Annotated in this window: 23 protein-coding genes and 1 pseudogene; 8 read left to right on the forward strand and 16 right to left on the reverse strand. The window is 68.1% G+C overall.

Going from position 1 to position 24,140, the window contains the following annotated elements:
• Window positions 1-128 precede the first annotated feature (128 nt).
• Window positions 129-2,693, forward strand: a complete 2,565-nt coding sequence (locus Q0326_RS05780) for an HWE histidine kinase domain-containing protein (RefSeq protein ID WP_298688073.1) — start codon at window positions 129-131, stop codon at window positions 2,691-2,693.
• Window positions 2,694-2,832: 139 nt separating this feature from the next.
• A complete protein-coding gene (locus tag Q0326_RS05785) occupies window positions 2,833-3,495 on the forward strand; it encodes a murein L,D-transpeptidase catalytic domain family protein (protein ID WP_298688075.1) in 663 nt (220 codons plus the stop codon).
• On the opposite strand, the gene Q0326_RS05790 is transcribed toward Q0326_RS05785, so the two are convergent.
• Entirely contained in the window at window positions 3,468-5,072 is a 1,605-nt protein-coding gene (locus tag Q0326_RS05790) for an inorganic phosphate transporter (protein ID WP_298688077.1), read from the reverse strand. The two genes, Q0326_RS05785 and Q0326_RS05790, sit on opposite strands and share 28 nt — an antisense overlap.
• 149 nt (window positions 5,073-5,221) lie before the next feature.
• Between Q0326_RS05790 and Q0326_RS05795 the strand changes: the two genes are divergently transcribed.
• Window positions 5,222-6,097, forward strand: a complete 876-nt coding sequence (locus Q0326_RS05795) for an ion channel (RefSeq protein ID WP_298688079.1) — start codon at window positions 5,222-5,224, stop codon at window positions 6,095-6,097.
• A 64-nt stretch (window positions 6,098-6,161) separates the two neighbouring features.
• Window positions 6,162-6,755: a DedA family protein gene (locus Q0326_RS05800; protein WP_298688081.1), complete on the forward strand. Its 594-nt coding sequence runs from the start codon at window positions 6,162-6,164 to the stop codon at window positions 6,753-6,755.
• Window positions 6,756-6,765: 10 nt separating this feature from the next.
• Here the strand turns inward: Q0326_RS05800 and Q0326_RS05805 are convergent, their stop codons facing one another.
• Window positions 6,766-8,973: a diguanylate cyclase gene (locus Q0326_RS05805; protein WP_298688084.1), complete on the reverse strand. Its 2,208-nt coding sequence runs from the start codon at window positions 8,971-8,973 to the stop codon at window positions 6,766-6,768.
• A 65-nt stretch (window positions 8,974-9,038) separates the two neighbouring features.
• Entirely contained in the window at window positions 9,039-9,548 is a 510-nt protein-coding gene (gene cobU, locus Q0326_RS05810; protein ID WP_298688086.1) for a bifunctional adenosylcobinamide kinase/adenosylcobinamide-phosphate guanylyltransferase, read from the reverse strand.
• A gap of 62 nt (window positions 9,549-9,610) precedes the next feature.
• On the opposite strand from cobU, the gene Q0326_RS05815 reads away from it, so the two are divergent.
• Genes Q0326_RS05815 through Q0326_RS05825 form a run of 3 tightly spaced genes read left to right on the forward strand, consistent with a single transcriptional unit; the run spans window position 9,611 to window position 12,952 of the window.
• Window positions 9,611-10,561: an aminotransferase class I/II-fold pyridoxal phosphate-dependent enzyme gene (locus Q0326_RS05815; protein WP_298688088.1), complete on the forward strand. Its 951-nt coding sequence runs from the start codon at window positions 9,611-9,613 to the stop codon at window positions 10,559-10,561.
• On the forward strand, window positions 10,554-11,492 hold the full coding sequence (gene cbiB / locus Q0326_RS05820) for an adenosylcobinamide-phosphate synthase CbiB (RefSeq protein WP_298688090.1): 939 nt from the start codon (window positions 10,554-10,556) through the stop codon (window positions 11,490-11,492). The genes Q0326_RS05815 and cbiB overlap by 8 nt, the downstream gene beginning before the upstream one ends.
• Window positions 11,480-12,952: a cobyric acid synthase gene (locus Q0326_RS05825; RefSeq protein WP_298688093.1), complete on the forward strand. Its 1,473-nt coding sequence runs from the start codon at window positions 11,480-11,482 to the stop codon at window positions 12,950-12,952. Before cbiB ends, Q0326_RS05825 begins: the two co-directional genes overlap by 13 nt.
• On the opposite strand, the pseudogene cobS reads toward Q0326_RS05825, so the two are convergent.
• The 4 genes and pseudogenes from cobS to Q0326_RS05845 all read right to left on the reverse strand — a co-directional run.
• Window positions 12,932-13,636, reverse strand: a pseudogene (cobS, locus tag Q0326_RS05830) (adenosylcobinamide-GDP ribazoletransferase); the annotation flags it as partial. The gene Q0326_RS05825 and the pseudogene cobS overlap by 21 nt on opposite strands.
• Window positions 13,633-14,202, reverse strand: coding sequence for a histidine phosphatase family protein (locus Q0326_RS05835; protein WP_298688095.1), 570 nt, complete (start codon window positions 14,200-14,202; stop codon window positions 13,633-13,635). The gene Q0326_RS05835 and the pseudogene cobS, both read right to left, overlap by 4 nt.
• Window positions 14,199-15,215: a nicotinate-nucleotide--dimethylbenzimidazole phosphoribosyltransferase gene (cobT, locus tag Q0326_RS05840; RefSeq protein ID WP_298688097.1), complete on the reverse strand. Its 1,017-nt coding sequence runs from the start codon at window positions 15,213-15,215 to the stop codon at window positions 14,199-14,201. Before cobT ends, Q0326_RS05835 begins: the two co-directional genes overlap by 4 nt.
• Window positions 15,212-15,619 carry a DUF1636 domain-containing protein gene (locus Q0326_RS05845; protein ID WP_298688099.1) on the reverse strand — a complete coding sequence of 136 codons (408 nt, stop codon included), beginning with the start codon at window positions 15,617-15,619 and terminating at the stop codon, window positions 15,212-15,214. The genes cobT and Q0326_RS05845 overlap by 4 nt, the downstream gene beginning before the upstream one ends.
• Before the next feature lie 188 nt (window positions 15,620-15,807).
• On the opposite strand from Q0326_RS05845, the gene Q0326_RS05850 reads away from it, so the two are divergent.
• Window positions 15,808-16,047 carry a hypothetical protein gene (locus Q0326_RS05850; RefSeq protein WP_298688101.1) on the forward strand — a complete coding sequence of 80 codons (240 nt, stop codon included), beginning with the start codon at window positions 15,808-15,810 and terminating at the stop codon, window positions 16,045-16,047.
• A gap of 12 nt (window positions 16,048-16,059) precedes the next feature.
• On the opposite strand, the gene Q0326_RS05855 is transcribed toward Q0326_RS05850, so the two are convergent.
• From Q0326_RS05855 to cyoA, 9 genes are all read right to left on the reverse strand, one after another.
• A complete protein-coding gene (locus tag Q0326_RS05855) occupies window positions 16,060-16,896 on the reverse strand; it encodes a VOC family protein (protein ID WP_298688103.1) in 837 nt (278 codons plus the stop codon).
• Window positions 16,893-17,795, reverse strand: a complete 903-nt coding sequence (locus tag Q0326_RS05860) for an SMP-30/gluconolactonase/LRE family protein (RefSeq protein WP_298688105.1) — start codon at window positions 17,793-17,795, stop codon at window positions 16,893-16,895. Before Q0326_RS05860 ends, Q0326_RS05855 begins: the two co-directional genes overlap by 4 nt.
• A 7-nt stretch (window positions 17,796-17,802) precedes the next feature.
• Window positions 17,803-18,264, reverse strand: coding sequence for a cupin domain-containing protein (locus tag Q0326_RS05865; RefSeq protein WP_298688107.1), 462 nt, complete (start codon window positions 18,262-18,264; stop codon window positions 17,803-17,805).
• Between the two features lie 10 nt (window positions 18,265-18,274).
• Window positions 18,275-18,730, reverse strand: coding sequence for a DoxX family protein (locus Q0326_RS05870; protein ID WP_298688109.1), 456 nt, complete (start codon window positions 18,728-18,730; stop codon window positions 18,275-18,277).
• Window positions 18,727-20,292 carry a GMC family oxidoreductase gene (locus Q0326_RS05875; protein ID WP_298688111.1) on the reverse strand — a complete coding sequence of 522 codons (1,566 nt, stop codon included), beginning with the start codon at window positions 20,290-20,292 and terminating at the stop codon, window positions 18,727-18,729. The genes Q0326_RS05870 and Q0326_RS05875 overlap by 4 nt, the downstream gene beginning before the upstream one ends.
• Window positions 20,293-20,302: 10 nt before the next feature.
• A complete protein-coding gene (cyoD, locus tag Q0326_RS05880) occupies window positions 20,303-20,692 on the reverse strand; it encodes a cytochrome o ubiquinol oxidase subunit IV (RefSeq protein ID WP_298688113.1) in 390 nt (129 codons plus the stop codon).
• The gene (locus Q0326_RS05885; RefSeq protein WP_298688115.1) at window positions 20,689-21,360 is read right to left on the reverse strand and encodes a cytochrome (ubi)quinol oxidase subunit III; all 672 of its coding nucleotides are present in this window, start codon (window positions 21,358-21,360) and stop codon (window positions 20,689-20,691) included. The genes cyoD and Q0326_RS05885 overlap by 4 nt, the downstream gene beginning before the upstream one ends.
• On the reverse strand, window positions 21,357-23,372 hold the full coding sequence (gene cyoB / locus Q0326_RS05890) for a cytochrome o ubiquinol oxidase subunit I (protein WP_298688118.1): 2,016 nt from the start codon (window positions 23,370-23,372) through the stop codon (window positions 21,357-21,359). The genes Q0326_RS05885 and cyoB overlap by 4 nt, the downstream gene beginning before the upstream one ends.
• Window positions 23,368-24,140, reverse strand: a 773-nt coding sequence (gene cyoA, locus Q0326_RS05895; RefSeq protein WP_298688116.1) for a ubiquinol oxidase subunit II, incomplete at its 5' end; no start/stop codon positions are given. The genes cyoA and cyoB, both read right to left, overlap by 5 nt.

Genomic DNA, 24,140 nt, shown 5'->3' on the forward strand with positions numbered 1-24,140 from the left:
ATAATCCCTTCGTGCCGTCCAACGTACCCGACGCCGCGCGGTGCCATCCGCCAGCCGATCAGGTCGCTGACCTGTATCAAGCCACCACTTTCCAGTGCGCTGGTCTGACGCTAGGGAGGCTGACGCTTATGGTGCATTCCGAAAACGTTCCGGTCGATCTGACCAATTGCGATCGCGAGCCGATCCACATTCCCGGCAGCATCCAGCCGCACGGCTCGATGCTGGTCTGCGATGGCGACGGCCGGATCACGCACGCATCTGCCAATATCGCCGCCTTCCTCGGCCGCGAGGGGGCGTCGCTCATCGATCTGTCGATCACCGACGTGCTCGGCAGCGCGGTCGCGCACGATCTGCGCAACGCGGCGATGCGGTCGGGCGGATCGCATATCGCCGGGCTGCTGCTCGACATCCGCCTGCCCGATGCGCCCGCGCCGCTCGACATCGCGGTGCACAGCTATCAGGAGCGGATGTTCGTCGAGTTCGAGCCCAGCGATCCCGGCCGCGGCAATGCGCAGGACGCGCTTGACCTCACCCAGTCGCTGGTCCGCCGCATCGGTCTCGAATCCGACGTCAAGGCGATCGCGACGACCGGCGCGCGGCTGGCCCGCGCGATGCTCGGCTACGACCGGGTGATGGTCTATCAATTCCTGCACAATGGCGCGGGGCAGGTGATCGCGGAGGCCAAGCGCGGCGACATGACCAGCTTCATGGGTCAGCGCTTCCCCGCCTCCGACATTCCGTTCCAGGCGCGTCGGCTCTATCTGGTCAATCCGATCCGCATCATCAGCGACGTGACTTACGCGCCGGTGCCCTTGTTGCCGCCGCTCAGCTCCAACGCCGAGCCGATCGACATGTCGTTCGCGCAGCTGCGCTCGGTGTCGCCGATCCACTGCGAATATCTGCAGAATATGGGGGTGGCGGCGTCGCTGTCGATCTCGATCGTGGTCAACGGCACGCTGTGGGGGCTGATCGCCTGCCACCATGACAGCCGCAAGACCGTGCCGATGCCGATGCGGATCGGCGCCGAGCTCTTCGGCCAATATTTCTCGCTCCAGATCGCGGTGGCGGAGCGTCGCGCCGAGGTGCTGGCGGCGACCGAGGCGCGCGAGCAGCTGACGCAGATCGTCGCGCAGCAGGCCGACGACGAGAGCATCGCCGAGACATTGACGCGCAATCTCGCCGACATCAGCCGATTGATGCGCGCGGATGGCGCCGGGCTGTGGATCGACGGCATCTGGCATGCCGAGGGCGCCGCGCCCTCCGTCGACGAGCTCGGCGGCCTGATCGCGTTGACCAACCGCGCGTCCGCCGGTGCGATCTGGAGCACCAGCGACCTCGTCGAGCTGATGGGCCCCGGCGCGGGCTTCGGTGACGCGATCGCGGGGATGCTCGCCATCCCGATTTCGTCGCTGCCGCGTGACTATCTCCTGCTGTTCCGCAGCGAGGAGGCGCATAATATCGCATGGGCCGGCGAACCGGTGAAGCGGGTCGTTGCGACCCCGTCGGGCGATCGGCTGACGCCGCGCGGCAGTTTCGAGACGTGGCGCGAGGACGTGCGCGGCAAGTCGCGGCCGTGGACCGCCGCCGAGATCGCGGTCGCCGAGGCGACCCGCACCTATCTGCGCGACGTCGTGCTGCGCTACAGCGAGGTCACCGCCGACGAGCGCACGCGCACCGAGCAGCGCCGCCGCGTGCTCAACGACGAGCTCAATCACCGCGTCAAAAACATCATCGCGCTGGTCAAGTCGATCGCCCTCCAGACCGGCGCGCACGCCGTCAGCGTCGAGGAATATTCCGCGTCGCTCGAAGGCCGACTGCGCGCGCTCGCCTTCGCCCACGACCAGTCGCTCGGCGGCAGCAGCGGCGAGCTGGTGACGCTGATCGAGGCCGAGGCGAGCCTTCACCGCTATGGCGCGATCCCCGATCGGGTGATGGTCGAGGGCCCGTCGGTCGGGCTCGACGACCGCACCTTCGGCGTGCTCGCGCTCGTCATCCACGAGATGATGACCAACGCCGCCAAATATGGCGCGCTGTCGGTCCCGGCAGGGCAGTTGCGGATCAGTTGGGCGATCACCGAGGCCGGTGACTGCGCGATCGACTGGCGGGAGAGCGGCGGCCCCGCGGTTACCAAGCCGACCCGCACCGGCTTCGGCAGCAAGCTGGTCCACAGCACGATCGCCTACGACCTGCGGGGATCGGCCGACATCGCCTATGAGCCCGATGGGGTCCGCGCGCGCTTCGTCATTCCCGCGGAGCACCTTACCACGCTAACCGCGCCGCGGCCGGTCGCTGTCGGCGCCGAGACGCGAACGGTGTTGCTGGCTGGGCTCGACGTCTTGCTGGTCGAGGATCAGGCGCTGATCGCGATGGACACCGAAGAAACGCTGATGCGGCTCGGCGTGCGCCGCGTCCGATCGTTGCCGAACGCCGAGGACGCGCTCGCGGCGATCGCATCCGCCTGCCCCGACTGCGCGGTGCTCGACTTCAACCTCGGTGAGGATACGTCGGCCGGGGTCGCCGACGATCTGGTCACGCGCGGCGTTCCGTTCATCTTCGCCACGGGCTATGGCGATTCGGTGATGATCCCCGAGCGGTTCCGCGACGTCCCGCTGGTCCGCAAGCCGATCAGCGCGGCGATGCTGGCGGACAAGCTTGATCAGGCACGCAGCCTGGTGCCGCGGCAAGCGGGCTGAGACCGCTGCCCCAGCCCGCCCCAGCGGTTCATTGCAGTAACGCACCGTTACCCCGGGTGCGGAACACAAACGCGGTCCTCGGCGCAACGCCGCGGAGACGAGGCTTCAATCCCACAGCATCCCCCTCTATCTTCCCGACATGATCGTCCCTGCCCTGTCCCGTCGCGACCTGCTGCGGTCCGCATCGGCCGGTGTGGCCGCGTCGATATGCGCCGTCCCCGCCGCCTCGGCCCAGCACGGCCTCGCCGCCGCCGCGACCGGTGTCGATCCATGGCTCATCGATCGGGCCCTGCTCGCCTTGGCTGAGCACAATGCGGCGGTCTGGTCGCGTGATGTGGTCGCGATCGCCGATTTCGGGCTGCCGTCGGCGACGCCGCGCTTCCATTTGGTCGACATTCTCTCCGGCACCACGACCAGTCTGCGGGTGGCGCATGGGCGTGGCTCGGATCCCGATCATAGCGGGATGCTCCAGAGCTTCTCGAACATCGAGGGATCCGCCGCCACGTCGGAGGGCGCCTACCTTACCGGCGACACCTATGCGGGAGTCCACGGCCTGTCGCGCCGGCTGGTCGGGCTCGATCCGAGCGACGACCGGGCCGAGGCGCGTGCGGTCGTGATCCATGCCGCTTGGTATGCCGATCCCGACATGGTCGCCAAACAGGGCAAGCTCGGGCGTAGCGACGGTTGCTTCGCGTTCGGCGAGCAGGACATCGCGCTGGTGCTCGCGCGGCTTGCGCCCGGCCGGCTGATCTATGCCGGCCGGGCGCGCGAGGCTCAGAACAGTTTGGAGAAGATCAGGTAGAGAAGGCCAGCGAGCAGCATCGAGCAAGGCAAGGTCAGCACCCACGCCATCACCAGGTTGCGGATCGTGCTCATCTGGAGGCCCGAGCGGTTCGCCGCCATCGTCCCGGCCACGCCGGACGAGAGCACATGCGTCGTCGAGACGGGTAGGCCGAAGCTGTCGGCAAGCCCGATCGTCGCCATCGCGACGAGCTCGGCGGAGGCGCCCTGCGCGTAGGTGAGATGCGACTTCCCGATCTTCTCGCCGACGGTGACGACGATCCGCTTCCAGCCGACCATCGTTCCCAGTCCCAGCGCCATCGCGACCGCGACCTTGACCCAGGTCGGGATGAAGCGGGTCGCCTTGTCGAGGCTGGCCTTGTACGTGGTCAGCTTGGCGGAATCGGTGCCCTGGAAGGCACCCTTCTTGTCGGCGGTGAGCTTCTTGATCGCCTCGGAGGCCAGATACATGTCGTTGCGCATGTTCTTCGAGGCGCCCGCCGGGACCTGCGCCAGCGTCTTGTACCCGCCAACCTGGCGATCGATGTCGACGACCAGCGCGCCAAGCGACGGAACGGTATCGGGCCTCAACGACTTGGTCGTGAGGAAATTGGTGACCGCCGCGCGCGCATCGGCACCGGCGGCAACACCATTGGCATGGGCACCGAGCACCTGCGCGGCAGCCGACGAATTGCTGTGGAACTGCGCCTCATATTGCGCGGGCACGGCGCGGTTGAGCGCATAGGCGGTGGGCACGGTGCCGATCAGGATCAGCATGATCAGGCCCATGCCCTTCTGCCCGTCGTTCGACCCATGCGCGAAGCTGACGCCCGTGCAGGTGAAGATCAGCAAGGCGCGGATCCCGAGCGGCGGCGGCGCACCGTCCTTGGGCGTCTCGTACAATTCCTTGTTCTTGATCAGCAGCTTGGCGACCCAGAACAGAAGCGCGGATCCGGCGAAACCGAGGATCGGCGAGATCAGCAGCGACCAGCCGATCGTCGCTGCCTGGCCCCATTCGACCCCCGAGGTGCCGCCGCGGCCGTGGAGCAGCGCATTGGCGACGCCGACACCGATGATCGACCCGACGAGCGTGTGCGAACTGGAATTGGGAATACCGAACAGCCAGGTCGACAGGTTCCAGATGATCGCGGCGATCAGCAGTGCGAACACCATGGCGAATCCGGCGTCCGAGCCGACCTGGAGGATCAGCTCGACCGGCAGCAGCGAGACGATGCTGAATGCGACCGCGCCGGTCGACAGCAGCACGCCGAGGAAGTTGAAGAAACCCGACCAGACGACGGCGATCTGCGCGGGCATCGAATTGGTGTAGATCACGGTCGCGACCGCATTGGCGGTGTCGTGGAAACCGTTGACGAATTCGAAGCCCAGCGCGACCAGCAGCGCGACGAACAGCAGCACGAAGGGCAGGATCGCGGTGGCATGTACGCCTGCTGCGCTGGCATCGGCATAGATGCTCGAGGCAACATAGCCGACCGCGACGAGGACGGCGGCGAGAAAGCCGAAGCCCCCCGCCTTGCCGAGCCCCTTGTCGAGATCGGCGCGGCCGACCGATTGCGGTTGCGCTATGGTCGCGTTCATCGTGAATCTCCCGTTAGGGGAAAGACCTATCGCGGCGATGTGACAGTTTCATGCCAGCGCGCGGACCCACACCCTTGACAGGCCGACGCCGACGCCCCTGAGTTCCGCGGCGGACGGAGGCGAGCACCCATGAACAAGATGACGCCAACATGAGCAGGCAACACCGCCGCCAGCGCGTCGACCTCGGCGGCTTCGAGGCGATCAAGATCGGCGGCCCGGGCGCGTTCGCCGACCTCTATTACAGCCTGATGGAGATACGCTGGCCGGCCTTCTTCGCGGTCGTATCGGCGGCATTCGTGCTGATCAACCTCGGCTTCGGGCTGCTCTACGCAGCACTCCCCGGCGCGATCGGCAATATGGTCGCTGGCTCGGTCGCCGACGGCTTCTTCTTCTCGGTCGAGACGCTGGGCACGGTTGGCTACGGCAATATGGCGCCCGCGACGCGGCTCGGACATGCGATCGCCGCGGTCGAGATCCTGCTCGGCTTGTTCTTCTCGGCGACGATGACCGGGCTGATCTTCGCGCGCTTCGCCCGCCCGCGCGCCGCGATCGTCTTCAGTCGCGTCGCCGTGGTCAGCCGCGTCGGCGACCGAATGATGCTGATGGTCCGGCTCGCTTCGCTGCGCGCGCAGCCGCTCGCCGACGTCAGCGCGCAGATGTCGTGGCTCGAGCGCGTGACGCTCCCCGACGGCCAGATTTTCCGCCGGCTCGCGGATCTGCCGCTGGTGCGCTCGCAAAACCCCGCTTTCGCGCTGACCTGGACGCTGGTGCATGTCATCGAGCCGGGATCGGCGATGATGGCCGCGCTCGAACGCCCCGAACGCTTCCGCCTGACCGTGACGGTCAGCGGGCTCGACACCCTGCTCGCCAGCCCGACGCTTGGCCAGCACAGCTATGGTCGCGCCGATATCCGGCTCGATCACGAATTCGAGGACATCATCCTCGATGAGGACGGGCTCGTCCATCTCGACCTGTCGAAGCTTCACGATGTCCGCGCACGCGGGGCGGTTTCCGAGACCGGGTAACCGCCGAATGGCGGTCGACGCACGGCGCGATAGCGTCAACGACCATTTTGCGTCATGCGGATGCATGACCATCGAGATGCTGATCGCGAAATATGGCCTGTTCGCGCTGTTTGTCGGGTCGGGGCTCGAGGGCGAGATGGTCGTCGTGACCGGCGGCGTGCTCGCGCACCAGGGGCTGGTGCCGCTGTGGGGCGCGATGCTGGTGTCGGCGATGGGCTCGTGCCTCGCCGATCAGCTGTGGTTCTTTATCGGCCGCTATTTCCGTCACTACCGGTGGGTGCAGACGATGATGGAGCGCGCCGCGTTCGCGCGCGCCAAGGGTCTTCTCGAACGCTACCCGGTCGCCTTCATCTTCGGCTTCCGCTTCATCTACGGCCTGCGCACGATCAGCCCGATCGCGATCGGCGCGACGCATGTCGAGACCCGCAAGTTCGTGCCGATCAACATCGTCGCCGCCGCGGTCTGGGGGCCAATGTTCACGCTGCTCGGCTATGCCTTCGGGCGCGCGATCGATCCGCTGCTGCATCGGCTGCAGGAGAGCATGACCTCGGCGATCCTGGTCGCCGGTGGGGTCGCCTCGCTAGCCCTCGGCGCGCTGTGGCTCGTGCGGCGCCATCGCGCGAAGGCGGCCGCCGAGACCGCTTCCGACACGCCCTGAACGGTCGCCGTCAGGCGGCCAGCTGAAGTGTGTTCCGGCCCGCCTGCTTGGCGGCGTAGAGCGCGCAGTCCGCCTTGTGGAGCAATACCGCAAGATCGTCGGCCGCCGCCCCGCACATCTCCGCGACGCCGACGCTCACCGTCGCCGGCGGCGATGGTGCGAGGGTCGCGGCGACGCGCTCGATCTCCGCCCGCAGCCGCTCGGCGATCCGCATCGCGAGCACGGCGTCCGATCCCGGCAAGATCACGAGAAACTCCTCGCCGCCGATCCGCCCGACGAGGTCGCCGGTCCGTACCGAGGCCTGCGCCGCCGCGGCGACCTGCTGGAGCACCTGGTCGCCGACGGCATGTCCGTAGCGATCGTTGATCGTCTTAAAGTGATCGAGGTCGAAGGTCGCGATCGACAGCGGTCGACCCGATGCGCGTGCCTGTGCGAGCGCGTCGCTGAGCGTCTGCAGCGTCTTGCGCCGACTGGCCACGCCGGTCAGCGCATCGGTGTCGGCGATCAGTGTCGCTGCCCGCGCGACATTCTCGGCCGCGATGCGCGCCGCCTCCAGCTCGCTCTCGATCTCGACCTGGCGGCTGACGTCCTGGATCACTCCGAACGTGGCGATCAGCGCACCGTCGCCGCCGATTTCGGGCTCCCCGCGCGAGACAACGTGGCGCAGCTCTCCGTCGGTGCGCACGATCCGTGCGGTAAACTCGAAGCTCTCGCCGGTCGCTGCGCTGTGATTGACGATCTCGCTGACGCGCGCGCGATCGTCCGGATGGTAGAAGGTAAGCGCTTCTGCCAATCCCAGCCGGGTCGCCGGATCGACCGCGTGCATACGGTAGACTTCGGACGACCAGAAGACCGTGCCCTTCGTGAAGTCGAGCCGCCAATGGCCGACCAGTGCGATGCGCTCCGCCATGCTGAGCAGTCGATGGCTTTCCTCGAGCCGGGCGCTTGCGGCGGCGGCGGCGATTTCGGCGGCCCGCCGCAGCGAGACGTCGCGGACACCCGCGACGACCTCGATCGGCGCGCCGGTCGTCGGGTCGGTGACTAGGCTGCAGGTCGCTTCGAGCCAGACATAATGGCCGTCGCGGTGGCGCTCGCGATACACGCAGGACGGATCGATCATGCCGTCCAGCATGCTCTTCCAGACCCGCCCGACGGCCGGACGGTCGTCGGGGTGGATCGTGTCCCGCAGCGACAGGCCGCACATCTCTTCGGGCTCGTAGCCGAGCAGCCGCCGACAGGCGGGCGAAACATACAGCGGCGTGCCGTCGAGCCGCAGCCGCACGACGATGTCGCGCGAACTGTCGGCGAGCAGCCGGTGCATCCGCTCGCTCTCCGCGCAAGCCACGGTCAGCTTGGTCCGCGCCGCGAGGATCGCCGCGACCGGCAACGCGGTCGCGAACAGCATCGCCATATAGAATTGCAGAAACCCGGTGACCTCGTCGTCATGGCCGCGGATCAGCACCAGCGGTCCGGCGCCGACGCCGCTGAACAGCGCGGCGATGACGGCAATGATCAATACGCCGCTCGCTGCACCGAACGGCCCCAATCGGTACGTCGCGACCAGCAGCGCCATCATCGGCAGGAACAGGAGCGGGTAGGAACTCTCCGCGAACACGCCGCAGGAGACGAGCGCGACCGCACCGAGCAGGATCACCGCCTGCGCCGGCGTCCCGGTGCGGACGGCGCGGCCTTCCTCGTCGCGGGCGAGACCAGTGACGATCATCGGCGTGACGATCGCCATGCCCAGCACGTCGGCGACAAACCAGGATGCGAAGACGTGAATGCCGGTGAACCCGGTAGCAACGACGCCGACGCCGGCGCCCGCCAACGCGCCGATGCCGACCGCGGCGCAGAACCGACCAACCCCCCTTGGCGTGACGAAGGACGGCATCGCCCGGCCGCCGCGCCGCAGCAGGAACGCGGTCAGCGTGGTCTCGGTCATCGCAGCAAGCGTGAATCCCGCGGCGGTCGCCAGCGTCTCGCCAGTCGAGAGGTTGAAGGCAAAGCAGGCAAGCGCGCTTGCGCCGATCAGGCCAGGCGCCGATCGCCACGGCGCGATCAGCAAGGCCGCGAGCAATATCCCGCTTGGCGGCCACATCGTCGCGATGCCGTTGGCGCTGCGGTCGAGGTCGATCGACAACATCGCGGTCGCGAAATAGGCGACGCCGACGATCAGCGGCCACGCGGCGCGCGGCACGAACGCTTGCAATGTCCTCAACCGTGCATCCTCCTTAGACCATCGTCTAAGGAGCAGAGGTGGGCATCGGGTTAACGGCGGGCGTGTTACGGCTTGAGGCGGATCGGCAGACCGGCGGCGAGAAATACCGCCTCGTCGACCGCCGCGGCGACCGCTTGGTTGATCGTCCCGGCGACGTCGCGGAACCGGCGCGCCAGCGCGTTGTCGGGCACGATGCCCAGTCCTACTTCGTTCGACACCAGAATGAGCGGCCCGCGCGTCGCACCTATCGCCCCGACCAGCGCGGCGGTGGCCTCGTCGACGTCACGTTCGGCGAAGATCAGGTTGGACGCCCACAGCGTCAGACAGTCGATCAGCAGAACAGCGTCGGGGCGGGTCTCGGCCATGATCGTCGTGGCCAGGTCGAGCGGCGCCTCGATCGTGCGCCAGCGTGGCCCGCGATCGGCGCGGTGGCGCGCGATGCGTTCCGCCATCTCGTCGTCGAACGGCTGGGCGGTGGCAACATAGACAAGTGCGCCGGCCTCAGCCTCCGCGCGCGTCTGCGCATGGCGACTCTTGCCCGATCGCGCGCCCCCCAAGACCAGCAGCGTCCGCATCCTTGCCCTTCCCTTTCGGCCCCGATCCGCCATTAGGGCAGCGACGGGCGAAAGGATATCGGGTGAGCGTGTGGACGGGACATGGCGGCAGGCTGGGCGCCGCGCGCGCCGCGTGGCCCGATGCGCCGACCCCGTGGCTGGATTTGTCGACGGGCATCAACCCATGCCCCTGGGACATCCGCGCCGCCGGGCCGATCGCTTGGCAGGCGCTGCCCGACGATGGCGCGCTGGCGGCGCTGGAGGCGACCGCCGCACGGATGTTCGGCATCCCGACCGACTGTCTGTGCGCCGTGCCGGGCAGCGAGATGGGATTGCGGCTGCTCGCGACCTTGGGGCTGCCGACGCCTGTGCACTATGTCGCACCGGGCTATCGCACGCATGGCGAGGCGTTTGCGGACAGCAAGCCCGTGCCGCGATCGGCGATCGGTGCCGTTTCGGGGACTTTGCTGGTGGCCAGTCCCGGCAATCCCGACGGTCGGTCCGTGACGCGGGACGAACTGGCGGGATCGGGCTTGCGGATCATCGACGAGGCGTTCGCGGATGTATCGAACGGCCCCAGCCTGTTCGTCGACGATGGCCGGACGATCGTGTTGCGGTCGTTCGGGAAATTCTTCGGCCTGGCCGGCGTCCGGCTCGGCTTTGTCGCCGCGCCGCGGGACCTGATTGCGCGACTGCGGGGTCGGCTCGGCGCTTGGCCCGTATCGGCGGCGGCGATCGCGATCGGGACCGCCGCCTATGCCGACACCGGCTGGATCGCCGCGACGCGCGCCCGCCTGCCGCTCGACGCCGCGGCGCTCGATCGCGTCCTGCGTCGTCGCGGCCTGACGCCCGCAGGCCAATGCCCGCTATTCCGTCTCGTCGACACGTCGCAGGCCGCGACGATCTTCGGGCGGCTTGCTGCCGCGGGGATTCTCGTCCGCCCGTTCGACGCACCGTCGACGTGGCTCCGCTTCGGCCTGCCGCCGGATCCGTCCGCGCTTGACCGCCTCGACCGGGCGCTTGCGCATGGCTGAGCCGGTCGCGCTGGCGGCGCTCGCGATCGATGCCGCGATCGGCTGGCCGCCGGCGCTCTATGCCCGGATCGGCCACCCCGTTGGACTGTTCGCGCGGTTGATTGGGGGATGCGAGCGGCGTCTCAATCGGGCCCAATGGTACGCGTCGGTGCGGCGGGCCGCGGGGATAGCGACGCTCGTGCTGCTGCTTGGCGCGACCGGCGGTCTTGCCTGGGCGATCGAGCAGGCGGTTCGTGCGTACCTAGGCAAAGGCGCGTGGCCGGTGTTCGCGCTGCTCGCCGCGCCAGGTCTCGCACAACGCAGCCTCCAGGATCATGTCCGCCCGGTCGCGCGGGCGCTGCTGGTCGGCGACATCCCGGCGGCGCGACGCGCGGTCGCAATGATCGTCGGCCGGGACACCGCGCGGCTCGACGAACCGGGCATCGTGCGCGCCGCGATCGAGAGCCTGGCAGAGAGCTTCTGCGACGGGATCGCCGCGCCGCTGTTCTGGCTGCTCGTCGCCGGTCTGCCGGGCCTGTGGGTGTATAAGGCGCTCAACACCGCGGACAGCCTGATCGGTCACCGCGAGCCGCGCTGGCGCGCCTTCGGCTGGGCCGCCGCGCGCACCGACGACCTCGCCAACCTTGTCCCGGCGCGGATTTCGGGCGTCGTGATCTGTCTCGTCGCCGGCCGCGGCTGGGCGACGATGCGACGCGACGCGCGACGGCACGCCTCGCCCAACGCCGGCTGGCCCGAGGCCGCGATGGCGGGCGCGCTCGACCTCCGGCTCGGCGGTCCGATCGGCTACGACGGCGTCATGCACCTCAAGCCTTGGATCGGCGCGGGGCAGACGGCGGCACGCGCTGCGGACATCGAGCGCGGGCTGATCGTCTACCGTCGCGCCTGCCTGGCGCTGTGGGTGATCGCGGGAGGGGTCGCATGGCTGCTGTGATGCTGCAGGGCACGGGGTCGGACGTCGGCAAGTCGGTGCTGGTGGCCGGGCTGTGCCGCGCGCTCGCCAACCGCGGGCTGACGGTGCGGCCGTTCAAGCCCCAAAACATGTCGAACAACGCTGCGGTCACCGCCGAGGGCGGCGAGATCGGCCGGGCGCAGGCGACGCAGGCGATCGCGTGCCGGGTGGCGCCGCATACCGACATGAATCCCGTTCTGCTCAAGCCTCAGGGCGATCGGACGTCGCAGCTGATCGTCCACGGCAGGGTCCGCGGCACGCTCGGCTCGGGGAATTATCGCGCCGGCCGGCGTGCGTTGCTCGGCGACGTGCTGGCGAGCTATCACCGGCTCCAGGCCCAGTGCGACGTCGTCGTGGTCGAGGGCGCCGGCTCGCCCGCCGAGATCAACCTGCGCGACGGCGACATCGCCAATATGGGCTTTGCGCGCGCTGCCGACGTCCCCGTGCTGCTCGTCGGCGACATCGACCGGGGCGGCGTGATCGCGGCGATCGCAGGCACGCGCGCGGTGATCGATCCGGCGGATGCGGCGATGATCCAAGGCTTTCTGATCAACAAGTTTCGCGGCGACCCGGTGCTGTTCGACGACGGCTATCGCGCGATCGAGCGGGTCTCGGGATGGCGCGGCTACGGGGTCGTGCCCTGGCTGTCCGACGCTCGACGGCTACCGAGCGAGGATGCGGTCGTGCTCGAACGGCGGATGACGCGCGGCGACGGGCGCCTGGTGATCGCCTGCCCGATCCTGCCGCGGATCTCCAATTTCGACGATCTCGATCCGCTGCGGCTCGAGCCCGGAGTCGAGCTGGTCATGGTGTCGCCCGGCCGTCCGATCCCTGCCGACGCCGCCTTGGTCGTGCTCGCCGGATCGAAAGCCACCATCGCCGATTTGGCGAGCCTTCGCACCGAAGGCTGGGACATTGACATCCGTGCGCATCACCGCCGCGGCGGCGCCGTGCTGGGGCTGTGCGGCGGCTATCAGATGCTCGGCCGCCGCATCGCCGACCCGCTGGGTATCGAGGGCCCCGCGGTCAGCGTCGACGGCCTCGGGCTGCTCGACGTCGAGACCGTGCTGACGCCGGACAAGGCGCTGCGCGCTGTGACGGGCGATGCACTCGGCCGCCGCTTCGAAGGCTATGAGATGCATATGGGGGAGACCAGCGGGCCAGACCGCGTCCGCCCCGTCGCGCGCTTCGACGACGGCCGCGCGGACGGCGCGATCAGTGCGGACGGCCTGGTTGCGGGCAGCTATGTCCATGGCCTGCTCGCGCACCCCGACCAGCGCCACGCGTGGCTGGCGCGGATTGGCGCGGCGGGCGGCGGGGTCGACTATCGCGCGTCGATCGACCAGGCGCTGGACGGCATCGCGGTGGTGCTCGAACGCCATGTCGACATCGACGCGATCGTCGCGCTGGCAGGCATGGCAGGCGATCAGCGCGGCAAGTAGCAGCCCGGTCTCGACAATCTCGATCCCGGCGCCGTGACAGTCGCCCGAGACGCCGCCGACCTTGCGCCAGAGCCACCCGCAGAAGGCGGCGATCAGCAGCGGTGCCGCGAGCATCGCCGGCCATGCCAGCGCGCTTGCGGCGAGCAGGGCCGTCCAGCCGGCGATGTCGATCGCGCGCACGGCGCGTCCCAGCTGTGCGCCCAGCCCGGCGTGCAGCGGTTGCAGGAGACGCGCCCAGACCAGCGGCCCCAGCCGCGCTGCCGCGGGAATAAGGATCAGCGGCGGGAATGTGCGTGCCTCGACGATACCGTGGAGCAACAGCGTCTTGGCAAGCAGCTGGACCGCAATCGCGACCACGCCGAAACTGCCGATATGCGGGTCAGCCATCACGGCCTGCATCCGCGCGCGATCGCCATGCGCGGCGCCCAGGCCGTCGGCGAGATCGCCCAGCCCATCGAGATGCAGCGCGCCGGTGACCGCGACCCATGCCACCAGCGCCGTGAGCGCCCCCGTCCAGGGATCGAGCTGGGCGCCGGCCCAGGCGGCGCCCGCGACGATCGCGCCGACGATCAGCCCGACCGCCGGAAACCAGCGGATCGAGGCCGCGAAGTCCGCCCCGTCCGCACGTACCGGTGGCAGCGGCAGCCGCGTCAGGAACTGCACGGCGAGCACCAATCGTCTCATGGCCATAGGCCGACGATCTGGCCGGCGGGCGCCTCACCCGGCCAGACGCGGAGCGCGAGAAGCGCTGCATAGGGCAGATCGACCGCCCAGAGCTGGCGCTGCGCAAAGCCGCACAGGACCGCGAGTGCCGCGCGCATCGCGCCGCCATGCGTGACGACCAGCGTCGGCCGCGGGGCGATCGCGCCGAGCGCCGCGCCGACGCGTGTCGTCAAGGACGACCAGCGCTCGCCGTCGGGCGGCGGGTTGGCGTCGGGATCGTCCCAGAAGCGGCTCAGCAGGGCGGGATCGATCGCGCTTGGCGAGCGTCCGTCCCATTCGCCGAAATCGAGTTCGCGCCAGCGCGCGTCGATTACCGGAGCGAGGCCGCGGGGGGCGCCGCACGCCTCTGCGCAGGCCCGCGCGCGCAGCAGATCGGAGCAGTGCAGCGCCTCGATCTCGAGGTCGGCGACCTGCGCGGTGCAGGCGTCGATACCGCCCGCGGTGACCGGGCTGTCGGTCCGGCCGAGCAGCAGGCCCGGCGTCTCGGGCGCGCCGTGCCGCAGCAGATAGAGCGGGAAACTGCTCATCCGGCGCCGGATACTCCCGCCTCGGCGAAGGTCGCCATGCCGGCATGCGCGGCGAGCGCGGCGCGGATCACCGCCACCGCGACCGCGGCACCGCTGCCCTCGCCCAGGCGCATGTCGAGCGCCAGCAGCGGGTGGAGACCAAGCCGGCCGAGCAGCCGCGCATGGCCGGGTTCCGCCGACTGGTGCCCGGCCAGGCAATGCGCGACGATATCGGGCGCGGCAGCGGCAAGCGGCGCGATCGCCGCGCCGCTGATGAAGCCATCGAGGACGACTGCAATGCCCTTGGCGCGCGCCGCCAGCACGGCCCCCGCGATCGCCGCGATCTCGCGTCCGCCGACCCGGCGCAGCGTCTCGAACGGGGTCTGCGGCGCGCCGGCATGCCAGTCGATCGCCGCTTCGACCGCCGCTATCTTGCGCCCGATCCCGGCGCTGTCGACACCGGTTCCCGGGCCGACCCAGTCGCCCGCCGCGCCACCGAAGCTGCGCAGGCACAGCGCCGCGGCAGCGGTCGAGTTGGCGATCCCCATCTCGCCGACGACGAGCAGGTCGAGACCGTCCTCGACGACCGCCGCGCCGGCCGACAGCGCGGCGAGGCATTCGGCTTCGCTCATCGCCGGCGCCTGCGTAAAATCGGCGGTCGGGCGATCCAGATCGAGCGCGACCACGGTTAGCTCAAGCCCGGCGGCCGCCGCGAGCGCGTTGATCGCAGCGCCACCCGCCTCGAAATTGGCGACCATCTGCGCCGTCACCGCCGCGGGAAAGGCGCTGACGCCGCGCGCCGCGACGCCGTGGTTGCCGGCGAAGATCGCGACGCGCCCCCGGGTGATCCGCGGGCGTTCCCGCCCCTGCCAGCCCGCGAGGAAAACCGCGATCGTCTCGAGCCGCCCCAAGGAACCCGGCGGTTTGGTCAGCTGCGCCTGCCGCGCCTCGGCCGCGGCGATCGCCGTCCGATCCGGCTGGCGCAGACCGGCAAGCGCCGCGTCGAAGGTCGCGACGTCGGGAAAAGCGGTCATGCGGCGACGAATCCCGGCGGCGGGGTCCGCGTGATGAAATGACCCTTCACCCCCTGCGGCCACAGCGAGAAGGCGACGCGGCCATGCTCGCTCGCGGCGTAATGGACCGCATAATCGAGGATCGCGCGCGCGGCGTCGGCGTCGGGCGTGAACCGGCCGAGGACGTAACCAACCTTGTCGGGTGCGCGCAGATGGACGGTGCAGAAGTCGCTGCAGGCGAACAGGCAGGGCATTTCCTGGACGGCGATGTCGGCATAGCGCGGATCGGCCGCCTGGGCGGCGCGGAGTTCCGCGACCAGCCGCGCGCCGCCTCGCACGCCGTCGCCATCCTCGCGCGCGTCGACCGAGTTGCGGCAGGTGTTGCAGGCGACGACCGCCGGCCCGTCGGCGACGCGACTCAGCATCGCGGCGCTGTGAACTGGCGGATATCGAGCGGCATAGCTAAATCCTTCGGTCTGTCTCGCGCCGGCCTTAAAGCGTTGCGTCATCAATAACGAGGGGCCAGCGCGTCTCCGTCGCTAGCATCTCAGATACGCGACGGCGACGATCCCGCCCCCGATGCGTTATCCCATCCTTCGCTACAGGAGCCATCATGGACGACCTTTCACCGCAGCCCGACGTCCGCCTCATTCCACTCGGCCAGCCGATCGAGGGTGGCGACGCGATTTTCGAGGGGAGTTCGGCCGAGGCGCGGCAGATCTTGCGCGCCATGTCCGCCGAGGCCCGCGCCGAGATCGCGGTGTGGACCCTGGGTCACGTGTTCACGCCGCAGGAGTTCGAAGCCGAGCAGCCAGGGCATGAGCACGACCCGCTGCCGCACGCAGACGGTTGAGCTAGCGCCGGGTCAATCCGCCTCGGACCGCAGCTCGTGAAGATGCCCGTCCGGATCGCGCAGCAATGCGGCGCGAGCCGCAGCCCATACCGTGCGCGTCGCGGCGATATCGACGATCTGCGCGACGGCGGTCGATCGCTGCCCTATCCCATGATAGCCAAGCAGTTCGAGATGCGGGCGGTCGATCGCTGGAAAGAGCGGCACGACATCAACCGAATCCAGCCCGAGCCCGTCGAGCGCGATCTGGGTCGGGCCGCGATTGATCGAGCCGCCACGCGCGGCGAGCCCGGCGGCGGCATAGAAGGCGCGCGACCGGCTGGCGTCGGCGACGACGATCGCGCTGTGATCGATGCCGAGAATGCCGCGCCCATTCGGCACGGACTCGCGCCAAACGATATCCGCATCCGCAGGGAATCGCAGCAGCTCGAACGGATGGCCATCGGGATCGCGCAGCTTCACCGCGACGACGCCGCCCGCCGCGGCGGGAAGCGCCACCGGTCCGGCCTGCGAGATCAGCGTCGCCCCGCAGGCGATGGCGCGATCGAACGCCGTCGTCATGTCGTCGACGACGGCCGCGAAATGCTGGAAGCGCAAGTCGGCCGCGTTCGCATCGGCGGGATAGGCCTCACCGGGTTCGTCGAAACGATCGATCTCGATCGCGAAACCGCCGACCCGGAGGCGCCAGCGCGTGCCGCCCGACACGCCGAGCACCGCCAGATCTGCCGCGCCGATCGCGGACACGCCTTCGATCTGGGCGCCCAGCGCGTCCGCATAGAAATGCGCGAGGCGATCACCGTCCTCGGTCACCATCCGCAGCGCGACGATCCGGGTGAGCGGCGACGCGATCACGGACGCACGGCGCCGCGGACGTTGACGTAGATCGCCTGCAGCATGTGCGCGGTGCACAGGAAGAGCCGCGACCGGTTACGGCCGCCGAACGTCAGATTGGAAACCGTCGCCGGTGTCCGGATCTTCCCGAGCAAAACTCCCGAATGATCGATGCAGTGCACGCCGTCGGCGGCGCCGCACCATAGATTGCCGGTCTCATCCAGAGCGAACCCATCGGCATAGCCGGGCGAGACGGTGTGGAAGACCATCCCATCGGACAGCGCGCCGTCGTCGCCGACCGCGAAGCGGCGGATGTGCCGCGGTGCCGTGTCATCGAACTGATCGCCGGTCTCGGCGATGTACAGCCAGCGCTCGTCGGGTGAAAAGGCGAGACCGTTCGGCCCTACGAAATCGTCTGCGACAATACGCAGCGATCCGTCGCGCGGGTCCAAGCGATACACGCGCGGCGGCAGTTCCGGCGTCTGCTTGCCGCCTTCATAGTCGGTGCTGATCCCGTAGATCGGGTCGCTGAACCAGATCGTACCATCCGCCTTGCAGACGATGTCATTGGGCGCGTTGAGCCGTCGGCCGTCATAATGGCTCGCGAGTACGGTGATCGTGCCGTCGAGTTCGGTGCGCTCGATATGCCGCTGCTGGTGCGAGCAACCCAGCAACCGGCCCTGCCGATCCCGCGCATGACCGTTGGCGAAGCCCGCGGGCTGGCGGAAGATCGAGACGCCGCTATCCGCGCTCCAGCGCAGGATGCGGTCATTCGGTAGGTCGCTGACCAGCAGGCAGTCGTGGTCGGCGAACCACACCGGCCCCTCCGCCCATGCGAAGCCCGCGTCCAGCGTCATCAGCGGTGCATTGGGTAGCACCATGGCGCGAAAACGCGGATCGACGATGTCGAAGCCGTCCACCGGGCGATCAGTCGATGTGGCAGGGCGTGCGGATCGGATCGACGTGGAGTTGCACCGTCATAAGCACCGCGGGCTCGTCGCCGATGGTGCCCGACTTGTGGCCACGGCGGCCGTCACGCTCGACGCAACCCTGATCCTCGCCGAACGAAAACTCGCCCGGCCCCTGCTCGATGCGCACGCCGTCCATGCTCTCGATCCACCAGCGGCCCTTGAGCACGACGATCCATTGCGGCGCGGGGTTTTCATGCCAGTCGCCGACCCAGCCGACCGGCTGGACGGTGAACACGACCGTCGCCTCGGACCGCTCCTGCTTGTCGTTCCATTGTGCCGCCGCCTCGCCGACCTGCTTGAGATGATAGTCGGTCAGCGCGCATTCGGTCTGATGGCTGACGCCCTCGGCATCGGTCCACAGATGCCAATAGCCGACGTGCGGCCGCGGGCCGGTCTCCGGGCTTTCCTCGTCGACCATGGCATGCTCCTCAACCATAAGGGTAGGTCGATCCGAACGGGTCGTGGAGGAGATGGTTCAATCCGCTTCCCGTCGGCCCCACGGTGATCAGCAGGAACCCGGCGCCCAGCGACAGGTTCTTGAGGAAATCCCAGAAGAGGCCGCGGCCTCGGCTCGCCGGACCAGTCCAGAAATCGCCGGTCGCCCAAAAGCGCTTCCACAGCAGCGCGGTCAGCGCGCAATAGCCGGCCATGACAAAGGCGCAGAGCCGGTCGGCGATGCCGAGGATGATGCCGAGCGACATGACTATCTCGATACCCAGCCCTGCCACGATCGCAGCGATCGCCAATGGCCGCGCCGAAAAGGTCTCGCTCGCCTGGCCCACTGCGCCGGAAAAGTTGAAGATCTTGTCGAGCGCGCTGAACGGCAGAAACAACAGCACCAGCCCGCAGCGCACCAGCAGCACGACGATCTGATCGGCGCTCATGCGATGCGGTCCTTGATCCGATCGGCGACACGAAGCGCGTTCGCAATGATCGTCAGCGTCGGGTTCACCGCGCCGATCGACGGAAAGAAGCTCGCGTCGGTGACGTAGAGATTGTCGAGCTCGTGCGCCTTGCAGTCGAGATCGAGCACCGAGGTCGCGGGATCGGTGCCGAAGCGGCAGGTACCGGCCTGATGCGCCGTGCCGCCCTCGTCAATGTCCTTGCCGAGGTAGAGCGAGCGGTCGAGCAGGACATGGCTGCCCCGCGCTTCGGTCAGCACCTGCTTCAGCTTGCGCGTGAGTTGCTTGAGCGCCTCGGGGTTGGTCTCGGTCAGATCGAGATGGACCTTGCCGTCCCTGTAGAAGACGCGATTGTCGGGGCTCGGCAGATCCTCCGCCTGCAGCCAGAAGTCCATCGAGTGGCGCGCGATCTGCTCGAACGGCATTTCGGGCAGCCATTCGAGCCAGGACGGCAGCGCCTCCCCGCGAATCTGGTCGGCGTGGCTGGTCGCGCACATCTGGACGAGGCCGAGCGGATACTCCCATTCGTCGGCACCGAAATAGAAGTCACTGAACGCCAGCGTCTTCTGGAAGACGGTGTCGTTGGGCTGCTTCATCACCGCCATCAGCACGCTCATATGGTGGCGCATATAGTTGCGGCCGACTTGATCCGATCCGTTGGCGAGGCCGGTCGGATGCCGGTCGTTGGCCGAGCGCAACAGCAACAGCGCCGAGGAGATCGCGCCGCAGGCGACGACGACGATGTCCGCCGAATAGGTCTCCTCGACGCTGTCTCGGGTGACATGAACGGCATCCACCGTCCGCCCCGAGGCGTCGGTGCCGAGCGTCGAGACATAGGCGCCGGTGAGCAGCGTCACATTGTCATGCGCCGCGAGCATCGGATCGATGCAGATCACCTGCGCGTCGGCCTTGCCATTGAGCAAGCAGGGGAAGCCGTCGAAGAAGCTGCAGCGGATGCAGGTACTGGTCGGCGTCGCCATGCCGTCCTTCTCGTCGAGCAGGATTCCGAGTGGGAGATGGAAGGGCTTGAGTCCCTGTTCGCGCAGCTGCGTATTGAGCGTCTGGATCGCGGGCTCGTGGCTGACCGGCGGATAGGGATAGGCGCCGCTCGCCGGCGGCTCGAGCGGATCCTCGCCGCGCTGACCGTGGACGTGGAAGAGCTTTTCCGCCTCGGTATAATAGGGCTCGAACGTCTCGTAGCCGAGCGGCCAGGCGGGCGAGATCCCGCCCGCGTGCCGGACCTCCCCGAAATCCTGTTCGCGCAGCCGGAACAGCGCGGCGCCATAGACCTTGGAATTGCCGCCGACATAATAATGAAGGCCGGGCGCGAAGGTCTTCCCTTTCGAGTCGGTCCACGTCTCCTTCGCCTGATAGTCGCCATCGACGAAGACGGCCTGGCTCGACCAATTCTTCTCGCTCCGGCGGAGATAGTCGCCGCGCTCGAGGATCAGGATCCGCTTGCCCGTCGGCGCGAGCCTCTGCGCCAGCGAGGCGCCGCCGGGCCCGCTGCCGATGACGATGATGTCGTAATGGCTGTCGGCCATGCGGCGCTCCTCAGTGCTGCATCTGCAGATCGGTCATCTGCGGCATGCCGGCCATCGGCATCATCTGGTTGAGATGCGCCATGATCCACAGCGAGCCGGCCACGACGAGGAAAACTATCAGCACGCCGAAGGCGAGTGCGAGCACGTTGTTGGTGTTGTCCGGCCCGGTCGTGATGTGGAGGAAGAAGGCGAGATGGATCCCCATCTGCGCGATGGCGAGCACGCACAGCCCGATCGGCACGCCCGGGCCCCAGAGAACGTGGGTCGAGGCGACCCAGAACGACGTCGCGGTCAGGCCTGCCGCAAGCACCAGCCCCACGGCATAGCCGCGGACGCCCGCCAGAACCTGGCTGTGGTCGTCGCCGGGCGCCGAATCGTCGTCGTCATGACCATGGCTCATTGGCCGGCTCCCAGCAGATAGACGATGGTGAACAATGCGACCCAGATGATGTCGAGCGCATGCCAGAACAGGCTGAAGCAGAGCAGCCGGCGCTGGATGTTCGGGGTGAAGCCCTTGGCCCAGATCTGCGCCATCATCGTGCCGAGCCAGAGCAGGCCGACCGAGACGTGGAGCCCGTGACAGCCGACCAGCGTGAAGAAAGCCGACAGGAAGGCCGAGCGCTGCGGCCCCGCATTCCGCGCGACCATGTCGGCGAGTTCGTGGAGTTCGAGCACGAGGAACACGAAGCCGAGCAGGCCGGTCAGCAGCAGCCCGATCTGCGTCCACATCATGCTCCGCGTCGAGGCGGCGATCATCGCCAGCCCGCACACGAAGCTCGACAGCAGCAGGCAGGTCGTCTCGACCGCGACATTCTTGAGGTCGAACAATTGCGCGCCGGTCGGCCCGCCGTTGGTCGCGCTCTGCAGCACCGCGTAGGTGGCGAAGATCGCCGAAAACATGATGATGTCGGACAGCAGGAAGATCCAGAAGCCGTAACCGACGACGATCCGCTTGCTCGCCGGCCCGTGCGTGCCGCTGCCGGTCGAGACGCGGCCGAGCCGGTGCGGATCATGGTGCGGATGGCGATCCGCGCGGCCGCCGCCCTGGTCCCTCGCCACGTCGCTCATGACGGACGCTTCAGGCTGGGGAGCAGGACTTCGGCGCGGACGCGGCGACGCTCGCGATCGATCCGTGCGACCTCGTCGGCCGAAATCTCATATTCGTCCTCGTCGCGCCAGGCGAACCAGACGAAGGTGGCGAAGGCGCCGACGAACCCCGCGATCACCATCCACCAGATGTGCCAGATCATCGCGAAGCCCATCACGACTGCGAAAAAGGCGGTGATGAAGCCGGTCGCGCTGTTGTGCGGCATTTCGATCGCCTCATAGGTCGGTTCGGCGACCAGCCGCTGCTGCTCGATCGCGGTGCGCTTGATGCCCCAATAGGCCTCCTCGCCTTCGACATTGGGCAGCACCGCGAAGTTGAACACCGGCGGCGGCGACGCCGTCGCCCACTCGAGGCTGCGGCCATCCCACGGATCTCCGGTCAGATCGCGGCGGTTGTCGCGGTCGCGGATCGAGACGATCAGCTGCGCGATCTGGCAGCCGATCCCGGCGGTGATGATCAGCGCGCCGACGCCGGCAAGGTAGAGAAGCGGCGTCCAGGCCGGATCATTGGTGTGCTGCATCCGCCGCGTCATCCCCATCAGGCCGAGCGCGTAGAGCGGCATGAAGGCGAAGTAGAAGCCGATCGTCCAGCACCAGAAGGCAGCCTTGCCGAGCCCCTCGTGCAGCGTGAAGCCGAACGCCTTGGGGAACCAGTAGGTATAGCCCGCGAACGCGCCGAACAGCACGCCGCCGATGATGACGTTGTGGAAATGCGCGACCAGGAACACCGAATTGTGGAGCTGGAAGTTGGCGGGGGGCACCGCCAGCAACACCCCGGTCATCCCGCCGATTACGAAGGTGACGATGAAGCCCAGCGACCAGAGGATCGGCACCTCGAAGCGGACCCGGCCGCCATACATGGTGAACATCCAGTTGAAGACCTTCACGCCGGTCGGCACCGCGATGATCATCGTCATCACCCCGAAGAAGCCGTTGACGTCGGCGCCCGCGCCCATCGTGAAGAAATGGTGCAGCCAGACGATGAAGGCGAGGATGCAGATCGTCATCGTCGCGATGATCATCGAGCGGTAGCCGAACAGGGGCTTGCCCGAGAAGGTCGAGATCACCTCGGAGAACACGCCGAAGGCGGGCAATATCAGGATGTAGACCTCGGGATGCCCCCAGGCCCAGATCAGGTTCATGTACATCATCGAATTGCCGCCGGCTTCGTCGGTGAAGAAATGAAAGCCGAGATAGCGGTCGAGCGACAGCATCGCGAAGGTCGCGGTCAGGATCGGGAAGGCGGCGACGATCAGCAGGTTGGAGGCGAGCGCGGTCCAGCAGAACACCGGCATGCGGGTCAGCGCCATGCCCGGCGCGCGCATCTTGAGGATCGTGGTGACGAGGTTGATGCCCGAGAGCAACGTCCCTACCCCCGCGATCTGCAGCGACCAGAGATAATAGTCGACGCCGACGCCGGGCGAATATTTGAGCTCGGAAAGCGGCGGATAGGCGAGCCAGCCGGTACGCGCGAACTCGCCGATGACGAGGCTCATATTGGTCAGCAGCACGCCCGAGGCGGTCAGCCACAGGCTCACCGAATTGAGCGTCGGGAAGGCGACGTCGCGTATGCCGAGCTGGAGCGGCACGGCAAAGTTCATCAGCCCGATGACGAACGGCATCGCGGTGAAGAAGATCATGATCGTGCCGTGCGCGGAGAAGATCTGGTCATAATGTTCGGGCGGCAGATAGCCCTGCGCGCCACCGGTCGCGAGCGCGAGCTGCGAGCGCATGAGCAGCGCGTCGGAGAAGCCGCGCAGCAGCATCACCATCGCCAGCATGCAATACATCACGCCGATCCGCTTGTGATCGACCGAGGTGATCCATTCCTTCCACAGATAGGGCCAATGGCCTTTCACCGTGATCCAGCTCAGCAGCGATCCGATCACCACGATCAGGATCACCGAGGTGGCGAGCGGGATCGGCTCGTCGAACGGGATCGCCGCCCAGCTCAGCTTGCCCAGCATCTCAATTCCCCTGCGCGTGCGGGCTGCGCGGCGACACCTGCGCAGTGGGACGGCCACCGGCCGGCTCGCCGGCGGGCGGCGCCTTCCGGCTGACGATCGCGTCGAACAAGCCCGGCGTCACCGATCGGTAGGTCATCGGCTTATTCGCCTGGCTCTGCTGGGCGAGCGCGGCATAGCCCGCGGCATCGAGCAGCGGCCCGGTCTGCTTGGCGTGCGCGACCCAGGTCGCGAACAGCGCGGGGGTCAGGGCATCGACGTTGAAATGCATGTCGGAAAAGCCATCCCCGCTGAAGTGCGCGGACAGGCCGGGATAGATACCGGGCTTGTCCGCCTGAAGGTTGAGCCGGGTGGTCATCCCGGCCATCGTGTAGATCTGGCTGCCGAGCTGCGGCACGAAGAAGCTGTTCCAGACGCTCGCCGAGGTCAGGCGGAAGCTGATCGGGGTCCCGGCGGGCACGACCAGCCGGTTGACCGTCGCGACGCCTTGGTCGGGATAGATGAACAGCCATTTCCAATCGAGCGAAACGACCTCGACGGTGATCGGCGCGACCTTCGAGACGAGCGGCTTGGGCGGGTCGAGGTCGTGGCTGCTCACCCATCCGATGCCGCCGAGCAGCAGGACGACCATCGCGGGGATAGCCCAGACGATCATCTCGATCCGCCCCGAATATTCCCAGTCGGGCAGATAGGTCGCGCGGCTGTTCGAGGCACGATACCACCAGGCGATGCCCAGTGTAGCCAGGATCGTCGGGATGACGATGGCGAGCATGATCC

It is taken from the genome of uncultured Sphingomonas sp., from assembly GCF_937859915.1.
GTDB lineage: Bacteria > Pseudomonadota > Alphaproteobacteria > Sphingomonadales > Sphingomonadaceae > Solisphingomonas.

What these genes read in the sequence shown, in the direction of transcription:
- Q0326_RS05780 (WP_298688073.1), top strand. Translation starts at nt 129, where the DNA reads ATGGTGCATTCCGAAAACGTTCCGGTCGATCTGACCAATTGCGATCGC.
- Q0326_RS05785 (WP_298688075.1), top strand. Translation starts at nt 2,833, where the DNA reads ATGATCGTCCCTGCCCTGTCCCGTCGCGACCTGCTGCGGTCCGCATCG.
- Q0326_RS05790 (WP_298688077.1), bottom strand. Translation starts at nt 5,072, where the DNA reads ATGAACGCGACCATAGCGCAACCGCAATCGGTCGGCCGCGCCGATCTC.
- Q0326_RS05795 (WP_298688079.1), top strand. Translation starts at nt 5,222, where the DNA reads ATGAGCAGGCAACACCGCCGCCAGCGCGTCGACCTCGGCGGCTTCGAG.
- Q0326_RS05800 (WP_298688081.1), top strand. Translation starts at nt 6,162, where the DNA reads ATGACCATCGAGATGCTGATCGCGAAATATGGCCTGTTCGCGCTGTTT.
- cobU (WP_298688086.1), bottom strand. Translation starts at nt 9,548, where the DNA reads ATGCGGACGCTGCTGGTCTTGGGGGGCGCGCGATCGGGCAAGAGTCGC.
- cbiB (WP_298688090.1), top strand. Translation starts at nt 10,554, where the DNA reads ATGGCTGAGCCGGTCGCGCTGGCGGCGCTCGCGATCGATGCCGCGATC.
- Q0326_RS05825 (WP_298688093.1), top strand. Translation starts at nt 11,480, where the DNA reads ATGGCTGCTGTGATGCTGCAGGGCACGGGGTCGGACGTCGGCAAGTCG.
- Q0326_RS05835 (WP_298688095.1), bottom strand. Translation starts at nt 14,202, where the DNA reads ATGAGCAGTTTCCCGCTCTATCTGCTGCGGCACGGCGCGCCCGAGACG.
- cobT (WP_298688097.1), bottom strand. Translation starts at nt 15,215, where the DNA reads ATGACCGCTTTTCCCGACGTCGCGACCTTCGACGCGGCGCTTGCCGGT.
- Q0326_RS05845 (WP_298688099.1), bottom strand. Translation starts at nt 15,619, where the DNA reads ATGCTGAGTCGCGTCGCCGACGGGCCGGCGGTCGTCGCCTGCAACACC.
- Q0326_RS05850 (WP_298688101.1), top strand. Translation starts at nt 15,808, where the DNA reads ATGGACGACCTTTCACCGCAGCCCGACGTCCGCCTCATTCCACTCGGC.
- Q0326_RS05865 (WP_298688107.1), bottom strand. Translation starts at nt 18,264, where the DNA reads ATGGTCGACGAGGAAAGCCCGGAGACCGGCCCGCGGCCGCACGTCGGC.
- Q0326_RS05870 (WP_298688109.1), bottom strand. Translation starts at nt 18,730, where the DNA reads ATGAGCGCCGATCAGATCGTCGTGCTGCTGGTGCGCTGCGGGCTGGTG.
- Q0326_RS05875 (WP_298688111.1), bottom strand. Translation starts at nt 20,292, where the DNA reads ATGGCCGACAGCCATTACGACATCATCGTCATCGGCAGCGGGCCCGGC.
- cyoD (WP_298688113.1), bottom strand. Translation starts at nt 20,692, where the DNA reads ATGAGCCATGGTCATGACGACGACGATTCGGCGCCCGGCGACGACCAC.
- Q0326_RS05885 (WP_298688115.1), bottom strand. Translation starts at nt 21,360, where the DNA reads ATGAGCGACGTGGCGAGGGACCAGGGCGGCGGCCGCGCGGATCGCCAT.